The organism is Mucilaginibacter sp., assembly GCF_035492695.1.
Classification (GTDB): domain Bacteria; phylum Bacteroidota; class Bacteroidia; order Sphingobacteriales; family Sphingobacteriaceae; genus Mucilaginibacter.
The window spans coordinates 1-17910 of record NZ_DATJJC010000020.1 but is presented as its reverse complement, the minus strand read 5'-3'; the positions used below and the strand labels follow the sequence as shown (position 1 = coordinate 17910).

The following is a 17910-nucleotide window of genomic DNA, read 5'->3' as shown; positions in this document are numbered from 1 at the left end:
GAAGTCCGGAAGTGTGGTTGTGCTGTTCACACATCTACCACCACCTTCTTCATCTTCTCCAGGCAAGTCTTCGCCACCATCAAAGCATCCTGTTTGTAATAGGTGGCATTAAACAATTCAGCAGAAAGGATCAACGGCCGGTCGTGTCGTTTCAGAATTTTGAGGATACGTTTGATAGGCGCTACGCCATCGCCGGGGTAGATACGGTCGGCATCAGTGATGACGTTAGCGCCGAGGGTTGCCGGATAATCGTTCATATGCAGAATATCCACGTGCGTGGGGTTAAGCAGTGATAGTGTATCCAGCGGTGTTTGCCCGCGGTACAGGTGAAAGATATCTAATAATATATTGGCCTTTTTGCGCCCGCTTTCCATCGCGATATACGTTACCTCGCTCACCTTGTCCAGCTTTTTCTGGAAGCCCCACAGTTCGAGTATGGGTATCAGGCCTGTTTTGTCGCCCAGATCCAAAACTGTGTGGTAACGTTCGGCAATCGCATCCAGGCTGGTTGACGGGTTTTGGGGCAAGCCCTTGCCGGTGGCTGCCATGCGCTTGCAACCAAGATGCGCCACCATGTCCATTTCCTTTTTCATCTGTTCCAAACCCTTTTGCCGTCTGGTATCATCGTCCACCGCCCATTCGGCAAAAGCGATGCAATTTTCAACCGTAAGGCCAAGTATTTCGAGACGATCTTTTGCCTCCTTCAGGTTTCCGCCCTGGTCCAAATATTCGCGTAGGCTGTCTATCCATATTTCGACGTGGCGGAAACCAGCTTTTGACGCTATTTCCAGTTCCTTCAAAAAGCCTAAATGTTGCCCCCTGATGCTGGACATATTTAAACTAAAGATGAACGGCGCCGGATTAGTTGTAAAAGATGAAGCATTGGCGGCAGGCACAACGGAGGCCCCTGCTGCCAGACCAATAAACTGTAAAGCCGTGCGGCGATCAATGGTAGGTTTGGACATGATGTTAAATGTAAGAAAAGCCTGCGATTTTACTACTTCTGCCTGTTTGCCGGCGGAGGCGTCTCGCCAGGCGCAGTGAGAGGTATTCGACCACAACTGAAATTTATCGTTTTAATGTAGTTCTAATATTGTTAATTGTTCAGAATATATACATTTACCGGATGAAAACCGCAGTTGCCGACCTAAATTTTGAATTGCTGATCCCGTACGGGCAGTTGGAAACCCGCATAAAAGAACTGGCCCATGAGATCAGCGCAGACTTTAAGGGGCGGAACCCGGTAGTGGCAGGGATTTTGACCGGCAGTTTTTTGTTTGTGGCGGATATAGTGAAGAATCTCGAGATCCCGGTTGAGGTAACGTTTACCAAACTGGCCTCTTATTTTGGGGGCACAAAAAGTACCCGCCAGATACGAGATGATTTCGACCTGACCATCGATGTAAAGGGCCGTGATATTATTCTGGTGGAGGATATTGTTGATACCGGCAACACGCTGAATTACTTAATCGACAAACTAAAAGTGCGCGAACCGGCTTCCATTACTGTCTGTACCCTTCTGCTTAAACCCGAGGCAATAGAAATATCAATCGAAGAACTGAAATATGTAGGTTTCGAGATCAAAAATGAATTTGTGGTGGGCTACGGACTGGATTATAAGGAACAGGGACGCGGTTTGATGGGGATCTATCGGAAGGTTAATTAAGTATCCTGGGGTTTTTATTCTCCAATCGCTAACCAAATCAACCAATTAACGCGATCCAACTTGATCAACCAGGATTCACCTCAACGTTTTCATTAACTCGGTGGTTGCTTCGAGGCCCATCATACATTTGCCAAGCAGGGCAGATGGGCTTATCTGGTTGTCGGAATAACTGCTTATCCGGCTCAATAGCTTAATGGCTTTCTGGTAGTTAGTGAGAGCAGTAGATACGACGGTTTTATTATAATCGCCGGAGGCAACAGGTGCGCCGGAATCTTCTATCGATTTATTGTAAGAAGTAACCGCAGCGTTGTACTGGTCGATGGCGGCATTGGAGCAGGTGACCGCAAGATTGTAATAGTGGTAAGCGTAATCGCCTAATGCAGGGTAAAAGCTATAGGCGTTGTCAGCTTCTTTCAGTTCCTGCGCATCCTTATCAAGTTTTTCAAACCGGGCGATACTATCGGCATAATTATAGTATTTAAGGGTATCGTGCAGCATTGCGCTGTAGCTGTCGGTGCGTGTAAAGGCATTCATCGGAATGGGATGCGTAAGTAACTGCCATTGCGGATCGGAAGGCAAATGTTTTTCGACAAAAGCCTCAGGCGAAACGAATACCTGTGAAGTATCGGGCTGCATATAGTAGTGCCAGCCGTCAGTCTCGTAGCGTATGTAGCCGCTGCTCCAGGTAAGGTCCATCAAATGATACTGGCTATCGAGCCATACAATGTTCCAGGCATGGTTGGCTTTGCTAAAAGCTTCGCCCGGCCGGTAATTGAAAGCCTTGGCATAACCCTTAATAACATAACATTTGATACCAGCCACATCGCACATGGCCTTAAAAAGCTCAGAATAATCCTGGCAAACGCCTTTTTTTGTCCGGAGCGTACCATTTATGCCATCGGTGTTGTAAACGTCCTGCAAAAACCCGGAAATATCGTAACTGATATTCAGCATGATCCAGTAAGAAAAAGCCTTCACGATTTCGCGCTGACTGGAAGCAGGCTGTTTAAGGTAATCTACCAGTTTTTCAAGATCGACAGAGATGTCAGCCGGGGTTTTACGGGCGCGGTCATACAGTTTTTTATCGGTCGTATCCGTGATAGGGTATGCGTATACAAAAGAGGTTTGAATAACAGCGAAAAGGATCAGTATGAGTGCCTTGCTTCTCATCGTAACCAGGGTTAGGGGGGTACATTGGTTATATAAATATATAAAAAAGTTAAGCGTAATGCAATCAGGATGTTTGCATCATTTTAGGTCGAAGCCGGAAATTTTAATTAGCGTTTCGTATTTTGCATCTGACCAAAACGGCTTGCGCCGCCAACCTGATGACCCATTCGTTGCCCTATTTGCTTTTCCTGCTGGCTGCCGGTGTAGCAGTTATTGTCTTGCTAACGACCAGATTCAGGGTTCCGGCATTTTTTGCTTTGCTTGCGGCCTGCCTGCTGGTAGGTACTGGTATTGAATTCCCGCTTACGCAGACGGTGGATGTTATGAAGACCGGCTTTGGCAACGTCATGAAGTCACTGGGATTAATTATAGCACTGGGTACGACACTTGGTGTATTGCTGGAATATACCGGAAGCACTACGGTAATGGCATCGGCGCTGTTAAAGTTGCTCGGTAACCGCCTGGCGCCGTTGGCCATGAGCATTACCGGCTTTGTAGTCGGGCTGCCTATATTTTGTGATTCGGGTTATATTGTATTGAGCGGGCTGAACAAATCGATGGCTAAACGGACCGGCATTTCGGTGGCCACCATGTCGGTTTCGTTGGCTACGGGGCTGTATGCCATCCACTGCCTGGTGCCGCCTCACCCGGGAGCTTCGGCTGCGGCGACTGCGATCGGGATTGATTTCGGGCGGCTCATATTGGTTGGAGCTTTAGTGGCCTTGCCTGCTATGGTGGTCGGTAATTTGTGGGCCGGATACGCCGGAAAAGGATCAGTTGAGGTTTCAGATGATGAAATGGATGATACAGCCGGCGCGGGTATATCGCCGTCCTTGATGAAAGCGTGCCTGCCGGTTTTTGTGCCGATCATACTCATAGCCCTGAAGTCGTTTTTGACAACGGGCGATAAAACAAGCGGATGGTTAAGTGTGGTGAATGCTTTGGGCGATCCGTCGATAGCCCTGCTGGTGGGCGTGCTGCTGGCGTTTAATTGCAAACGACGATGGACAAAGGCTGAACTTAACACCTTACTGCATAATTCAGTCGAAAAAGCGGGAGGTATATTGATGATCATTGGCATGGGCGGAGCGTTTGGCGCTATACTGGCTGCGACGAAGATAGGCGAACATTTTGGGCAGTCGGTGGCGCTGGGCAGTATGGGCATCTTCTTCCCGTTCCTGCTTACCTCGGTTTTGAAAACGGCACAAGGCTCATCTACTGTCGCTATTATCACGGCATCATCGCTGGTGCTGCCGCTATTACCCGCTTTGGGTTTGGACACGGAAACCGGGCGACTGCTTTGTGTATTGGCTATGGGTGCAGGTTCGATGATGATATCGCATGCTAATGACGCCTACTTTTGGGTGATCGCCAGATTTTCGGGTTTAGGAATGAAAACCATGTTGCGGGTATATTCCGTTGCGAGCTTGTTGATGGGACTGACTACCCTGGCGGTGGTTTATTTGTTGTCCAAGATATTGTAAAATGCATATCCTTATAGCACCGAACGCTTTCAAGAATAGCCTTGATGCCTTTCAGGTGGCTTTGGCCATTAAGGAAGGATTAAATCAAAGCCGGCTGAATTGCACCACCGAATGCTTCCCGATAGCGGATGGCGGCGACGGGACGGGTAGCCTTATCACTGAAAGGTGCAAGGGCGAAACGATAAAACAAGTTGTAAACGACCCGCTTGGCCGGAAAGTAGATTCCGGTTTTGGACTGATTGATAACGGAAAGACCGCGGTGATAGAGATGGCCGACGCTTCGGGGTTAAGGTTATTGAAGAAGGAAGAACTTAACCCGATGGTGGCATCATCATACGGTACCGGAAAGCTGATCAAGGCGGCCATGGATAAAGGTGTGAAAAGAATAATTATCGCTATGGGCGGCTCGGCTACCGTGGATGGCGGCTGCGGAATATTGGGTGCGCTGGGCATCCGGTTTTTGGATGCAGTAGGAAATGAATTAAAAGCTATTCCAAAGGAGTTGTCGAAGATGGCTCAAATCGATGTTTCAAATCTTGATAAACGGGTGTTTAATTGCGAGGTAGTGATTTTATGCGACGTGGATAATAAACTGTTGGGGCCACAGGGAGCGGCTGCGGTATTTGGTCCACAGAAAGGGGCATCGGCAAGGGACGTAAAATTACTGGATACCTTCCTGGCGAATTTTGCCGCAATTTCGAAAACACAAACCGGGATCGACATGACTGCTATAAAACATGGCGGCGCGGCGGGCGGTGCAACAGCCGGCTTGCATACCTGGCTCAACGCAAAGCTGGTGAACGGCATTGAGTATTTTTTAGAGCTGACAGGATTTGATGAAGCTTTAAAGCATAGCGACCTGTTAATTACCGGTGAAGGTAGTATCGACCGGCAGACGCTGCAGGGCAAAGGGCCTTATGGTGTGGCGGTAAAGGCGAAAGCCATAAATATACCCGTGATAGGGCTGGCTGGTAAAATACCAGATGCAGAGGATGCTGAATTGAGGAGATATTTTGACGAGTTGATATGCATCAATGAAGATGGCGCCGACATCGCGGCAGCAATGAAAAATACGCAGGCAAACCTTATAAAGACTGCAAGATCGGTCGGAGTCTCGATTGCTGCAAAAGTCAAATAAATCTTAAGTCCATGCTTCAAATCATCTAATCTTGATCAGTTTTTCCTATTCCATGGAAAGCCGCCTGAACAATTCTTATTGCCGGAAGCCGGCCGGGTCGGTGCTCTTTTTTCTGCTCCTATAGTGGATTTAAATTGCAGCAATTAGATGGCTAAACATCTATCAATCTACTGAAATTGAGCACGTTAATACACCCAATACTGTCCCGTAATATTACGCAGCAATACGCGTAAAAGCCACTCCCATAAAGCTGATTTATATCCGAAATTTTACATCATGATAAACCTGTCACTTTTAGTACTAAAGGAAAAAGCAGAAAATCCTTTAAAAAGAGTAAGCGACCAGGTTGCCGAAAAGGGTTAACAGAGTAGGCGAAAAATTAAATCAATTTGTTATGGCCAAGAGAGAAGACAAGAGCCCCGTAATTATCAGAGTACCCAGGGGTTCGGAAAAAACAGCTGAAAATTTAAGACTTTACCTTGTTGACACCGAGGGAGCAGTGATTGAATCCGTATCGCTGAAAGGCGGCGAGGTTAAGCTGAAAACAAGTTCGCAGAATATTAAGGCAAACGCCAAAGTGTACATAGCGCCCGAACTGCCGGCGGACGTGAAAGATATAACGATCACCGAAAAGAAGCTGATCAATATGGGCGCCTGGCAACCATCGTTCAGGCTGCCGCCCAATAATATTTCCCAGATACCCTTCTTCCCCCCTTTTCCGTTCCCACTGCCGTTTGGCTGGTGCAACATTACGGGCATCGTTACCAAAACGTTCAATGTGAACGGAGTACCCGAGGTATTGCCGATCTGCGACGCCAAGGTCCACATTTGCGATGTGGAACGTATCTGGTTTATTATTAACCGCATACCGGATGCCGTTTTGAACGATTTGCGGCACAGGCTGCAAGCGGTCATCAAACTGCCAATCCCTATTCCCGACCCGGGCCCCGAACGCACCATTAACCTGGGCAGGCTTGCAACTGCTGCTGCACCCCTGGCACAGGCGCGGGCACTGGCAGCTGAACTGCCGACCCGGCCGGAGCTCCCGTCTCATGTACAGAATTCGGTGCTGACAGGTTCCCTTGAGTCGTTCCGCGCTTCTATCGTAAATAATTTCGGCCTCTATCACCCTTATCTGTGCTGGTGGCCGTGGTTTTGGCCATGGTTTTACGAATGCGAAGAAATTGCAACGGTTACTACCGACTGCAATGGCCGCTTTGACTACAACATGCTCTATTTCCTCAACAACCACCCCAATGTATATGTATGGGTTGAAGTTTTGATCAACGGCTGTTGGGTAACGGTTTACCGGCCTTGGATATCGTGCAATACTTACTGGAACTATGCCTGCGGAACAGATATCAATATTTCGGTAACCAACCCGGATATTTTGCCTTGTACCTGCCACGGCGACAGCATTGATGACGATCACGTATGGATAGAAAATGTAAACTACGGAACAAGTATCAGGCATATTCAGCAATCCGCAACGCCAAGTGGCCACCTGGCCAACGCCGTTGGGTTAACCGCTTATGGCGGGTATGGCAATATCAGCCCGTTTGCAAAAAGCTTCCCATTTGTCGTGCAGTTTGGCGATGGCCTGAATGCTATGGGGGTTACCTACTACCGGTGGAGTTACCAGCAGCGTAAGGATGCCTACCTTACTAATGTACCGGATACGAGGCACATTATAGGCGGCGATCTGGCCAAAAGCTACAATCACTGGATACAGGTAACGCCTACCGACTGGGAAAACCTGCCGGGCAGTGTTACGCTGGGGCCATTCCTTGATTCATCCAATAGGGTAATGTACAAGGTGCCACACCTGGATGCGGCCGTAGATTCGGGCGTGGCTGGCGCGTTCTGGAATGCAGACACAGCATCAGTGAATATTAATACGAACGCCTGGAACCCCGGCCTGTATGAATTTACCCTGGAGCTACTGGATAACAACGGCAACGTGGTGCCGCTTAATGCCAATCCATTTAAAGTTGACCGCTTGGGAACCGACCCAGCCCCGGTTCCGCCGGGCCTGACTACGATAGATGCGGATGGCCTTGCCGAAAATTACGTGATCAAAAATATCGCCGGCAAAACTATTGGGTTCAAGTTCCTGATGCGGGTTGACAATGACTATTGCTACGGTGGAATTGCTGACGCCCTGGTTGACGGGAATAGCACAGATACGGAATGCGGTACAGGTTATTATGATGATAAGAACAACGATAACGTCGACCTGTTCTTCGAGGCAGGGCACCCGCATAATTTCGCCGTTTACAGCTTCAGCGTTTACAAGGGCAACAGTGGTGCGCTTGCGTTTGCAGGCTCATCCGGTGCATCGGCAAACGCGAATAATGTTATACCGCCTGCGATGGTGACAACAGGTGATAATGTCTACGATATCAGCCTGGTGGATATACCCGTGCCGGCACCACCGCTTCCACCTAACCCGGTGCATCCGGTGTCGCACATGGACCAGTATCATAAATCCATCCCGGTGAGGGATATGCTGGGCACCTGTACTATGGCCGCGTTCTCGGAAAACTTATATGTTACAGGCACGCAAACCAATGGCAATACCACCCTGCTTGGCTTTGATGCCAATTATGTAGCGGCAATAGCTATTGCTCCTAATTCTTGAAATTTAAATTTCAACCTCCGTTCCTGTGTGACCATAGGGGCGGAGATTTTTTATATGCGGAATTTTTTAACCGGCTGATATTAATAACCCCGTGATAATTTATACCCCAACCGGTTCGGCAATGTCGCTTAAAAGCTCCACTGCATCATCAATGGAGTTAACATTTTCGATACTGATGCGCAAGGTGCTTTTAACCTCTTTCAAATTGGTTCGGCGTGGGTTAGATTGAACAAATGACAGCACCTGCCTGAACATGGCTGTTTCGAAATAAGGCGACTGCTGGCTGGCGATAAAATATCCACGCAGTACGTTCTTTTTCAGGGATATCTTTTCAAACCCGATAGCCCTGCCCAGCCATTGCAGGCGCATGGTGTTCAGCATGTCCCGTACTTGTGGAGGTATCGGCCCGAAGCGGTCGTGAAGCTGCTGCTCGAAAGCTTGCAGCTCGGTTTCGTTCTCCAGTTTGGAGAGCTCGGTATACAAATTATAGCGTTCGCCGATATTGGTTACATACTCATCAGGGATAAGCAGTTCCATATCGGTATCTATCTGGGTGAAGGAAATATAAGGGCGTGGTTTGTCGTCCTTGAACAAGCCTTTGAATTCATCGTCCTTCAGCTCCTGTATGGCTTCGTCCAGTATCTTGTGGTACATTTCAAAACCGATCTCGGCTATAAAGCCGCTTTGTTCGGCGCCCAGCAAATTACCGCTGCCGCGAATATCCAAATCGCGCATGGCAACGTTGAAACCGCTACCCAGGTCGGAGAATTCCTCGATGGCACTCAGGCGCTTGCGGGCCTCTGAAGTGAGGGTTGATAATGGCGGACTAAGCAGGTAACAGTAAGCCTTTTTATTGCTGCGTCCCACGCGGCCGCGCATCTGGTGCAGGTCGCTAAGGCCGAACATGTGGGCATGATTGATAATGATGGTATTGGCGTTGGGTATATCCAAACCGGCTTCGATAATGGTAGTGGCTACCAGCACGTCGTATTCGTTATTCACGAATTTGAGCATCACATCCTCCAAATCGTCACCCTCCAGTTGCCCGTGGGCAATACCGACACGCGCTTTCGGTACCAGTTTATGAATAAGCGCACCAAGCTGCATCAGGTCGGCAACGCGGTTATGGATAAAGAACACCTGGCCATTGCGGTCGATCTCGTGCTCGATGGACTCTTTGATCAGCGTGTCGTTAAACACATGCAACTCTGTAACTACCGGCTGGCGGTTAGGCGGCGGGGTTGATATGATGGAAAGGTCGCGGGCGCCCATCAGCGAAAAGTGCAATGTACGCGGGATAGGCGTAGCTGTGAGCGTCAGTGTATCCACATTGGCGCGCATGGCTTTGAGCTTCTCCTTGGTAGTTACACCAAATTTCTGCTCCTCGTCAATGATCATCAGGCCGAGATCTTTAAACTTGACATCTTTGCTTACCAGGCGGTGTGTGCCGATGATGATATCAACTTTGCCGTCCTTCAATTTTTCCAGCGTATCCTTGATCTGCTTGCTCGATTTAAACCGGTTCACATAATCAATATTGCAGGGGAATCCTTTGAGGCGATCAGAAAATGTTTTATAATGCTGCGCCGCCAAAATGGTTGTCGGCACTAAAATAGCTACCTGCTTGCTATCGGCTACCGCTTTAAAGGCAGCCCGTACAGCAACTTCGGTTTTACCAAAGCCCACGTCACCGCAAATGAGGCGGTCCATTGGGTGCGGCGATTCCATATCACGTTTAAAGTCAGCAGTAGCTTTTTCCTGGTCGGGGGTGTCCTCGTAAATAAAGGAAGCTTCCAGTTCGGTTTGTAAATAACTATCCGGACTGAAAGCATTACCCTCCTTAGCCTTTCGCAGCGCGTAAAGCTTGATCAGGTCGCGGGCTATGTCCTTAACTTTTTTTTTTGTGGTTTTCTTGAGGCGTTCCCAGGTATCAGTTCCGAGTTTGTTCATTCTGGGAACAGTGCCCTCTTTACCGCTGTACTTGGATATGCGGTTAAGCGAGTTAATGTTCACATACAGCAGGTCGTTGTCCGCATAGATCAGGCGAATCATCTCCTGCATTTTGCCGTTCACTTCCACTTTTTCCAGCCCGGCATATTTGCCAATGCCATGGTCTATGTGAGTGACATAATCGCCGGGTTTAAGTTCCCGTAGCTCTTTCAGGGTAATAGCCTGCGAACGCTGGTAGCCTTTGCGAAGTTTGTATTTGTAGTAGCGATCAAATATCTGGTGATCTGTGTAGCAGGCGATCTTTTGCTCACGGTCGACAAAGCCTTCGCGCAGCGCTATGCTGATCGGCGTAAACTTTACGGTTTTGTCCAGGTCGTCCAGTATAGCGTAAAGGCGTTCCACCTGGCGTGCAGAATCGGTAACAATAAAGTTTTCGATCTTATCGGCTTCGTTGTTTTTGAAATTATGGATCAGCAGCGTAAAGTCCTTATTGAACGATGGCTGCGGCCGCATATCAAAATCGACGCTTTTGCTGTTCTGGTAAAAAAACTGCTTACCGAATTCGACCACCGGGAAATCGTGCAGCTGGTCGGCGATCAGCTTCTCCTCGGTAAAGCCGAATTTAGGGTCTATCCAATCGGGGTTTTTTTGCTTTTCATCGGCCGATAAGGCTTTCCATAACTCAACAGCCTTTTTGTAACCGCTTTTGATGATATCCAGCGTAAACTGGACATCCTTAATCCAAAGCTGGGTACCGGGTTCGACATATTCCAATAAAGAGATATTATTCTCCGTCAGGAATTTCGATTGGACGTTAGGGACTATCGTAATGCTTTTTACCTGTTCTACCGAAAGCTGGCTTTCTATCTCGAATGTCCGGATGGATTCAATCAGATCGCCAAAAAACTCTACACGGTAGGGCAGATCATGGGAAAAAGAGAAAATATCGACTATGCCGCCCCGGATAGAAAACTGCCCGGGTTCGTACACAAATTCAACACGTTCAAAGTCATAATCAACCAGGAACTCGTTGATAAAGTCGATACTCAGCTTATTATTGACGGAAATTTCAAGCGTATTTTTTTCAAGCGAAGCGCGATCGATCACCTTTTCGGCCAAAGCCTCCGGATAAGTAACGATCAGTTTACCAAATTCGGAAGAGTGGTTCAGCTCGTTCAAAACCTCGGCGCGGGCCAATACATTGCTGCTGTCGGGCTGGGTAAATTCAAAAGCTTTACGGTAGGATGAAGGGAATATCAGCACTTCTTTGCCTGTCAGGTTTTCCAGATCGGCCTGGAAATAAGAGGCTTCTTCCCTGTCGGGAAGAACGAATATCATGTGCTGGTGCTGCAAAAAATACAAAGCTACCGCCACCGCGGCATCGCCCGACCCGACCAAACCACGTAACTGAACCCTGGGATCTTTACCGGCATTCAGCGCCTGCGCTAAAGCGGTTACCCGTTCATCAGCCTTATAACGCTCTAAGATATCACGGATATTCAAACCGCGGCAAATATAACAAAAAAGGTTCTTTGCCAGTTATCCGGCAACCTTTAGCGACAAAGACAGGTAGTTGTTAAAAACAAAGCGCCCCGAAATTCACTTTTATGTGTATTGTAATTTACTTTAAATAATCACGTATATTTATACAACCGTTTAGTCACCTAAAATCATCGCCGTTTGTTTTACCAGCTGCGGCAGATATCTAAAGCAATTAATTATGAAAAATGCGATCGTACCCGGAGTAATTATTGGACTATTGAGTGGTGTCTGGCTTTTTATTATGCGCGCTATGGGCCTGAGTTTTAGCAACGACACTGTAAATCCTATCGAATTTGTTTCTGTGCTAATACCTATAATCGGGTTATACTATGGCGTAAAAGTATATTGCTATAAAGAATTGGGCGGACAAATGAACTTCCTTGAGGGGCTGGTACACAGTTTTAAAATATTGATCGTGTCAGGTATTTTTGTGGTTTTCATCGGTATCATCTATATCAATTATATTGATTTCGGAGATGTTAACTGGAAGGACTTCTCAGGTCGTATTTTCGCTGCACTGCTTATTGGGGTGTTATCGTCGCTGGCTGTATCGTTGCTGGTGATGACCAAAAGCAAAAAAGTTGATTAAAAAGCTTTTCCACAGGTATTTTGAATTAATATTCTGGATAGCGGCAATAGCGGCGCTCGCATTTGCTGATCCGGCAGGGCCGGCGCATTTCAGCTTGTGCCCCTTTAAAGCGGTGGGCTTTACCTGGTGCCCCGGCTGCGGTTTAGGACATTCTATTTCGTGGCTGTTTCATGGTAACATAGCCAATTCGTGGCACGCGCACTGGCTTGGGATACCAGCGCTCGGTATAATTCTATATCGCATTTATCAGCTGGTCCGGTTAAAGGTTTTCAATAAGAACGCATTGTCAGCCTTTTAGAATTTTTACCGTCATATTCCCGTTGCTCACCGAACCTAAAATAGGTCTTGCCAGTTTTGTATTGGCAGGAATTTAATTCTATCTTAGTTTTACATCAACTTTAAAACTAATCATCATGGATATGTATCAAAATAATCCCTACATGGCTCTCCCCGGCGTTACACCCGAGGAATTGGGATATATACAGCAGGCTTTGTCGCAATTGACCGAAAACCAGCAAAAGTTTTTCTATATGTCTTATACCGGCAAAAGAAAAAACTCCCAGGATATATTGATCTTCACTATCATCGGCTTTTTTGCCATTGCGGGTGTACAGCGTTTTGTGCTGGGCCAGGTGGTAATGGGCATCCTTTATTTAATGACAGGCGGCTTTTGCCTGATCGGAACGATAGTAGACCTGGTAAATAATAAATCGCTTACGCTGGAATACAACCAGAAAATGGTTTACGAAAGCTTCCAGATGGCCAAAATGACAAATTAAAGATTAACCCAAACCGGGGTTATCAAATGTCTGGTATTAATAGGCAAGTCCTGTTAGTGCCAGGTATTATTATTTCTAATGGCGGCAGCATCAGATAGTCGGTTAGGACGGCACTATAAAGTCGATTAGTGCTATATTTGTGTAATTGTAAAGCAATGCAGCTTCCTCCGTCGCAAGCGTGGTCTTTTTGTATCAAACATTACCTGTTTTTAAAAAGTAATTACAGCCGGGCCCTGCGGATATTTTCTGACGGTAACACCGGGATGGTCTTTACGCTTCGCGGACAGCTTAGAATTCAAAAGAAAGACAGCACCAGCGGCGGGATTTTACCTGACGCCTTTGTTTATGGTCAATTAGGTCGTTACCAGGATATTACCTGCGACGCGGGCACTGAAATGCTGATCATTGTTTTTCAGCCATACGGGTTTTTCAGCCTGTCGGGCATACCTGCCGACGAAACCAAGGCTCAGATCATTGATGCCTGGTTAATATTCGGTCTTCGCATTTCTTCGTTAACAGACGCTTTGCGATCGGCAACATCCTACACCGGGTCAATATCGGCTATCGAAAACTGTTTTTCTGCTTTGCTTAAAAACAATCAAAAAACAACAAATCAGCTTGGAGCGGTTATCAAAACCATTATCCAGGCCAGGGGTCAGTTGACCGTAAGTGAACTGAAAGGCATGACGGGCCAATCCGAGCGGCAACTGGAGCGCAGTTTTCATAAGGTGATCGGAACCTCGCCCCTCAAATACCTGCAAATCGTCCGCCTGCATCATTTTCTGTCGTTTATCCGTTCTGCAAATAAAGAAGAATCGCTTACTATGGCCAGCCTCGAGTCAGGCTATTATGATCAGCCCCACCTCATCCATAATTTTAAGCAGTTCACCGGCTTAACGCCCACGCAATACCTTTCTGCAGCCGATGCCCTGGCGGTAAACCTGGTAATCGTTAAATAAGTTCCGATCCCTATCTTTATACAGTTTTGTCGGAAATGTACAATCCGGGCATTTCCCTCGCTGCTACTTTTGAAAGAAAAACGAAAATGAAAAATCTAAAAATAGCGACTGCCCAGTTCGAAAATAAAGGTGGCGACAAAGCCTACAACCTTTCTGTGATTGAAAAACTGGCATCCAAAGCTGCCGCACAGGGGGCGGATGTAATAGCTTTTCACGAATGTTCCATTACCGGCTATACCTATGCGATGCCGCTTTCGGAACAGCAAATGCTGGATGAGGCGGAGTATGTACCAAACGGACCGAGCGTACAAAGACTCATTGAAATTGCGCGGAAGTATGATATTATCATCTTAGCCGGACTATTTGAAATAGATACGGACGGAAAGATATACAAGCCACAGGTTTGCGTAGATAAGAATGGCCTGGTAGCAAAACACCGCAAACTCCATCCGTTTATAAATGATCATATCAACCCAGGTAGTGAATATACCATCTTCGAGCTGCGTGGCTGGAAGTGCAGTATCCTGACGTGCTATGATAATAACGTCATCGAAAATGTAAGGGCAGTAAAATTGCTTGGAGCCGATATCGTTTTCATGCCCCATGTAACCATGTGTACACCCTCGACACGGCCGGGAGCCGGATTTGTTGACCCCAAGTTGTGGGAAAACCGCGAAGCTGACCCAACGAGTTTACGCCAGGAATTTGACGGATTAAAGGCCCGGGCCTGGTTGATGAAATGGCTGCCGGCCCGTGCTTATGATAATGCCATATACGCCGTGTTCTCGAACCCTATCGGGATGGATGCCGATCAATTGAAGGCCGGATGTTCAATGATCATTGATCCGTTTGGCGATATTATAGCCGAATGCCGCAGTTTTGACGATGAGATCGTGATCGCTACAGTCACCCCCGAAAAACTGACCCAGGCCGGCGGCTACCGGTACATTAAAGCGAGAAAGCCGGAACTATATGGGGAAATTATCGCTAAGTCACATAAGTCGGAACAAAAAGTAGTGTGGCTGAAAGAGAAGAAGTAATATTTTGTAAATGTTTGCATAGATTCGTTCTCATGAGAAACGTATTCACTTTTTTGCTGATCATCCTGTTTTTTAATATCGCCGATGCACAAAAGGATGGCTATGTGGCCCCGACCGACACTGCTGTTCAGCACAAGCTGGCGCAATGGCAGGACCTGAAATTCGGCCTGTTTATGCATTGGGGCCCCTATAGTGAATGGGGTGTGGTTGAAAGCTGGAGCATTTGCCCTGAAGACGAAGGATGGACGCAGCGCCGGGGACCGTACAGCGCTGATTACAATACTTATGTAAAGGCATATGAGAACCTGCAAACTACCTTCAACCCAACTCATTTCGACCCTGATAAATGGGTAAAGGCGGCTAAGGATGCCGGTATGAAATATGTTGTGTTTACCACTAAGCATCATGACGGTTTTTGCATGTTCGATACCAAAGAGACGGATTATAAAGTAACCTCGGCAAAAACACCGTTCTCGGCCAACCCGAAAAGCAACGTTGCGCTGGAGATATTTAATGCTTTCCGTAAAGAGAATTTTATGACCGGGGCCTATTTTTCCAAGCCCGACTGGCATAGCCCTTACTACTGGTGGCCGTATTTTCCGCCGAAGGACAGGAACGTGAATTATGATCCGGCTAAATACCCTGCAAGGTGGCAGCAGTTTAAAGATTACACCTACAACCAAATACAGGAATTGATGACCGGCTACGGCAAAATGGACATCCTGTGGCTGGACGGCGGTTGGGTTAGGCCGCTGAAAACAGTGGACAAAAGTGTAGAATGGCAACAAGGCATTAAATACGACCAGGATATTGATATGCCAAAGATAGCGGCTATGGCAAGAGCAAAACAACCCGGCCTGATCGTTGTCGACCGCACTGTAGCAGGTCCTTATGAAAATTATACAACACCTGAGCAGCAGGTGCCTGCAGAACCGCTAAGTCATCCCTGGGAAACTTGTATGACGATGGGTAACTCATGGAGCTATGTGCCTGGTGACCATTATAAATCGTCGCAGCAGATAGTTCAATTGCTCATCAAGATCGTATCGCGTGGCGGAAACTTGCTGATGAATATTGGTCCCGGCCCGGATGGTGATTGGGACCCCGAGGCATACAAGCGCCTGGCCGATATTGGCAAATGGATAAAGATCAACGGCGAAGGAATCTATTCGTCTAAGGCCGTTGCACCATATTCCGCAGGTGATATATTCTTTACGCAAACCAATGGCGGAAGTAACGAATATGCCTTTTTACTTGCAAAAAATAATGATGTAGCGTTAGAGCCTGTTGTTAAAATTGCTACCGGGAATGATAAAAAAGTGAAGAGTGTGAGCCTGCTTGGTGTCAAACATAAGCTGAAGTGGAAACAGGAAGGCGGCGATATTTCGGTGACGATACCGCAATCGCTTCAAAGCAACAGCGGGCTGCAATATGCGGCGGCATTTAAAATAAGCTATTGAAAAGCGAATGCTGATATTAGTAATTTAGCATTATGAAACTATCGCTGCTGACGGCCTACCTTGAAAGCCTGGCCCCGTTGAATTACCAGGAGGATTACGATAACTCGGGCCTCATTGTTGGTCACCCGGATAAAGAAGTGCACCAGGCGTTGTTATCGCTGGATTGTACCGAGGCCGTTGTTGACGAAGCTATTGAAAAACAATGCGAGGTTATCATTTCGCACCATCCTATTGTTTTCCGGGGATTGAAGCGGTTCAACGGTAAAACTTATGTAGAACGGGTGGTTGAAAAGGCGATCAAAAACAACATTGCTATTTACGCTATTCACACCAACCTGGATAATGTGACAGACGGGGTGAATGCCAGGATATGCGAGATGCTGGAGCTTAAAAACTGCCGCATCCTGTCGCCCAAAAGCGGTTTGCTGAAAAAGCTGGTGACTTACGTACCTGAGGCAAAAGCCGAACAGGTTAGGAATGCGCTCTTCCATGCAGGGGCGGGTAATATTGGCGATTACAGCGAATGCAGCTTTAATGCTGAAGGTACGGGAACGTTTAAAGGCGGCGAGGATACCAACCCTTATGTTGGTGAACCCGGTAAAAGGCACTATGAAAATGAAATAAGAATAGAAACCGTTTATCCCGCTGCTATGGAAAGCAAGCTGCTAATGGCGCTGTTCCTGGCGCACCCTTACGAAGAGGTAGCTTACGATCTCTATAATTTAACCAACCAGCATCAGCAGGTCGGTTCGGGCATGATAGGCGAGCTGGAGGAAGAAATGAGCGGCGAGGAGTTCCTGTTCGTTATCAAGCAAAGTATGGATGCAAAGGTCATCAGGCATACGGCGTTAACCGGCAAACCTGTGAAGCGCGTTGCGGTGTGTGGTGGCGCCGGAAGCTTCCTGCTAAAGCATGCCATATCGGCAGGGGCCGACTTTTTTGTGACCGCTGATTATAAGTATCACGAGTTTTTTGACGCCGAGGGAAAGCTGGTTATAGCCGATATCGGACATTTTGAGAGTGAGCAATTTACGGTTCAATTATTGTATGATATTATTCAGAAAAAATTTGCTAACTTTGCCGTCCGTTTAACAGAGATTAATACAAACCCCGTCAAATATTTTATTTAATGGAACAAACCGTAGAACAGAAGCTGAAGGCTTTATACGAACTACAAACCATTCACACCAAGATTGATAAGATTCGCCAGGTAAGAGGTGAACTTCCGATGGAAGTTGCCGACCTGGAGGACGATGTTGAAGGCCTTGAAACCCGCATCCAGAAAATAAAGAATGAACTGGATGATTTGGAAGATGATATTGTAACCCGCAAAAACATCATCAAAGAAGCGCAGGCAAACATAAAAAAATACGAAGGTCAGCTTAACGAGGTTAAAAACAACCGCGAGTATGACGCGATTTCGAAAGAGATTGAAATACAGGGCCTTGACATACAGGTAAGCGAAAAGAAAATCCGCGAGTTCGGTTTCGAG

General features: G+C 47.2%; 15 protein-coding genes. 12 read left to right on the top strand and 3 right to left on the bottom strand.

What is annotated here, in order from left to right; translation table 11 throughout:
* Positions 1–26 precede the first annotated feature (26 nt).
* Positions 27–965: a sugar phosphate isomerase/epimerase family protein gene (locus VL525_RS12985; protein ID WP_325387217.1), complete on the bottom strand. Its 939-nt coding sequence runs from the start codon at positions 963–965 to the stop codon at positions 27–29.
* A 161-nt stretch (positions 966–1126) separates the two neighbouring features.
* Between VL525_RS12985 and hpt the strand changes: the two genes are divergently transcribed.
* The gene (hpt, locus tag VL525_RS12980; RefSeq protein ID WP_325387215.1) at positions 1127–1666 is read left to right on the top strand and encodes a hypoxanthine phosphoribosyltransferase; all 540 of its coding nucleotides are present in this window, start codon (positions 1127–1129) and stop codon (positions 1664–1666) included.
* 75 nt (positions 1667–1741) lie between these two features.
* Here hpt and VL525_RS12975 read toward each other — a convergent pair whose 3' ends face one another.
* Positions 1742–2836, bottom strand: a complete 1095-nt coding sequence (locus VL525_RS12975) for a transglutaminase domain-containing protein (RefSeq protein ID WP_325387213.1) — start codon at positions 2834–2836, stop codon at positions 1742–1744.
* Positions 2837–2958: 122 nt separating this feature from the next.
* On the opposite strand from VL525_RS12975, the gene VL525_RS12970 reads away from it, so the two are divergent.
* The 3 genes from VL525_RS12970 (at position 2959) to VL525_RS12960 (ending at position 8099) form a co-directional block, all read left to right on the top strand.
* Positions 2959–4320 (top strand): GntP family permease, encoded by a 1362-nt coding sequence (locus VL525_RS12970; protein ID WP_325387211.1) that lies wholly within the window; start codon positions 2959–2961, stop codon positions 4318–4320.
* A gap of 1 nt (position 4321) precedes the next feature.
* Positions 4322–5458: a glycerate kinase gene (locus tag VL525_RS12965; protein WP_325387209.1), complete on the top strand. Its 1137-nt coding sequence runs from the start codon at positions 4322–4324 to the stop codon at positions 5456–5458.
* A 394-nt stretch (positions 5459–5852) separates the two neighbouring features.
* The gene (locus tag VL525_RS12960; RefSeq protein ID WP_325387207.1) at positions 5853–8099 is read left to right on the top strand and encodes a hypothetical protein; all 2247 of its coding nucleotides are present in this window, start codon (positions 5853–5855) and stop codon (positions 8097–8099) included.
* A 99-nt stretch (positions 8100–8198) separates the two neighbouring features.
* On the opposite strand, the gene mfd is transcribed toward VL525_RS12960, so the two are convergent.
* The gene (mfd, locus tag VL525_RS12955) at positions 8199–11552 is read right to left on the bottom strand and encodes a transcription-repair coupling factor (RefSeq protein ID WP_325387205.1); all 3354 of its coding nucleotides are present in this window, start codon (positions 11550–11552) and stop codon (positions 8199–8201) included.
* Between the two features lie 217 nt (positions 11553–11769).
* Between mfd and VL525_RS12950 the strand changes: the two genes are divergently transcribed.
* The 8 genes from VL525_RS12950 to VL525_RS12915 form a co-directional block, all read left to right on the top strand.
* Positions 11770–12180, top strand: a complete 411-nt coding sequence (locus VL525_RS12950; RefSeq protein ID WP_325387203.1) for a DUF4199 domain-containing protein — start codon at positions 11770–11772, stop codon at positions 12178–12180.
* Positions 12173–12478 carry a DUF2752 domain-containing protein gene (locus VL525_RS12945; RefSeq protein WP_325387201.1) on the top strand — a complete coding sequence of 102 codons (306 nt, stop codon included), beginning with the start codon at positions 12173–12175 and terminating at the stop codon, positions 12476–12478. The genes VL525_RS12950 and VL525_RS12945 overlap by 8 nt, the downstream gene beginning before the upstream one ends.
* A 115-nt stretch (positions 12479–12593) precedes the next feature.
* Complete coding sequence (locus VL525_RS12940) at positions 12594–12959, top strand: TM2 domain-containing protein (protein WP_325387199.1); 366 nt, start codon at positions 12594–12596, stop codon at positions 12957–12959.
* A 155-nt stretch (positions 12960–13114) separates the two neighbouring features.
* Positions 13115–13918 carry a helix-turn-helix domain-containing protein gene (locus VL525_RS12935; protein WP_325387197.1) on the top strand — a complete coding sequence of 268 codons (804 nt, stop codon included), beginning with the start codon at positions 13115–13117 and terminating at the stop codon, positions 13916–13918.
* An 86-nt stretch (positions 13919–14004) separates the two neighbouring features.
* Complete coding sequence (locus VL525_RS12930) at positions 14005–14958, top strand: nitrilase family protein (RefSeq protein WP_325387195.1); 954 nt, start codon at positions 14005–14007, stop codon at positions 14956–14958.
* 32 nt (positions 14959–14990) lie between these two features.
* Complete coding sequence (locus VL525_RS12925) at positions 14991–16418, top strand: alpha-L-fucosidase (RefSeq protein WP_325387193.1); 1428 nt, start codon at positions 14991–14993, stop codon at positions 16416–16418.
* A 32-nt stretch (positions 16419–16450) separates the two neighbouring features.
* A complete protein-coding gene (locus VL525_RS12920; protein ID WP_325387191.1) occupies positions 16451–17548 on the top strand; it encodes a Nif3-like dinuclear metal center hexameric protein in 1098 nt (365 codons plus the stop codon).
* Positions 17548–17910 (top strand): zinc ribbon domain-containing protein (locus VL525_RS12915; protein WP_414684762.1); only part of this gene is annotated, 363 nt, incomplete at its 3' end. The genes VL525_RS12920 and VL525_RS12915, both read left to right, overlap by 1 nt.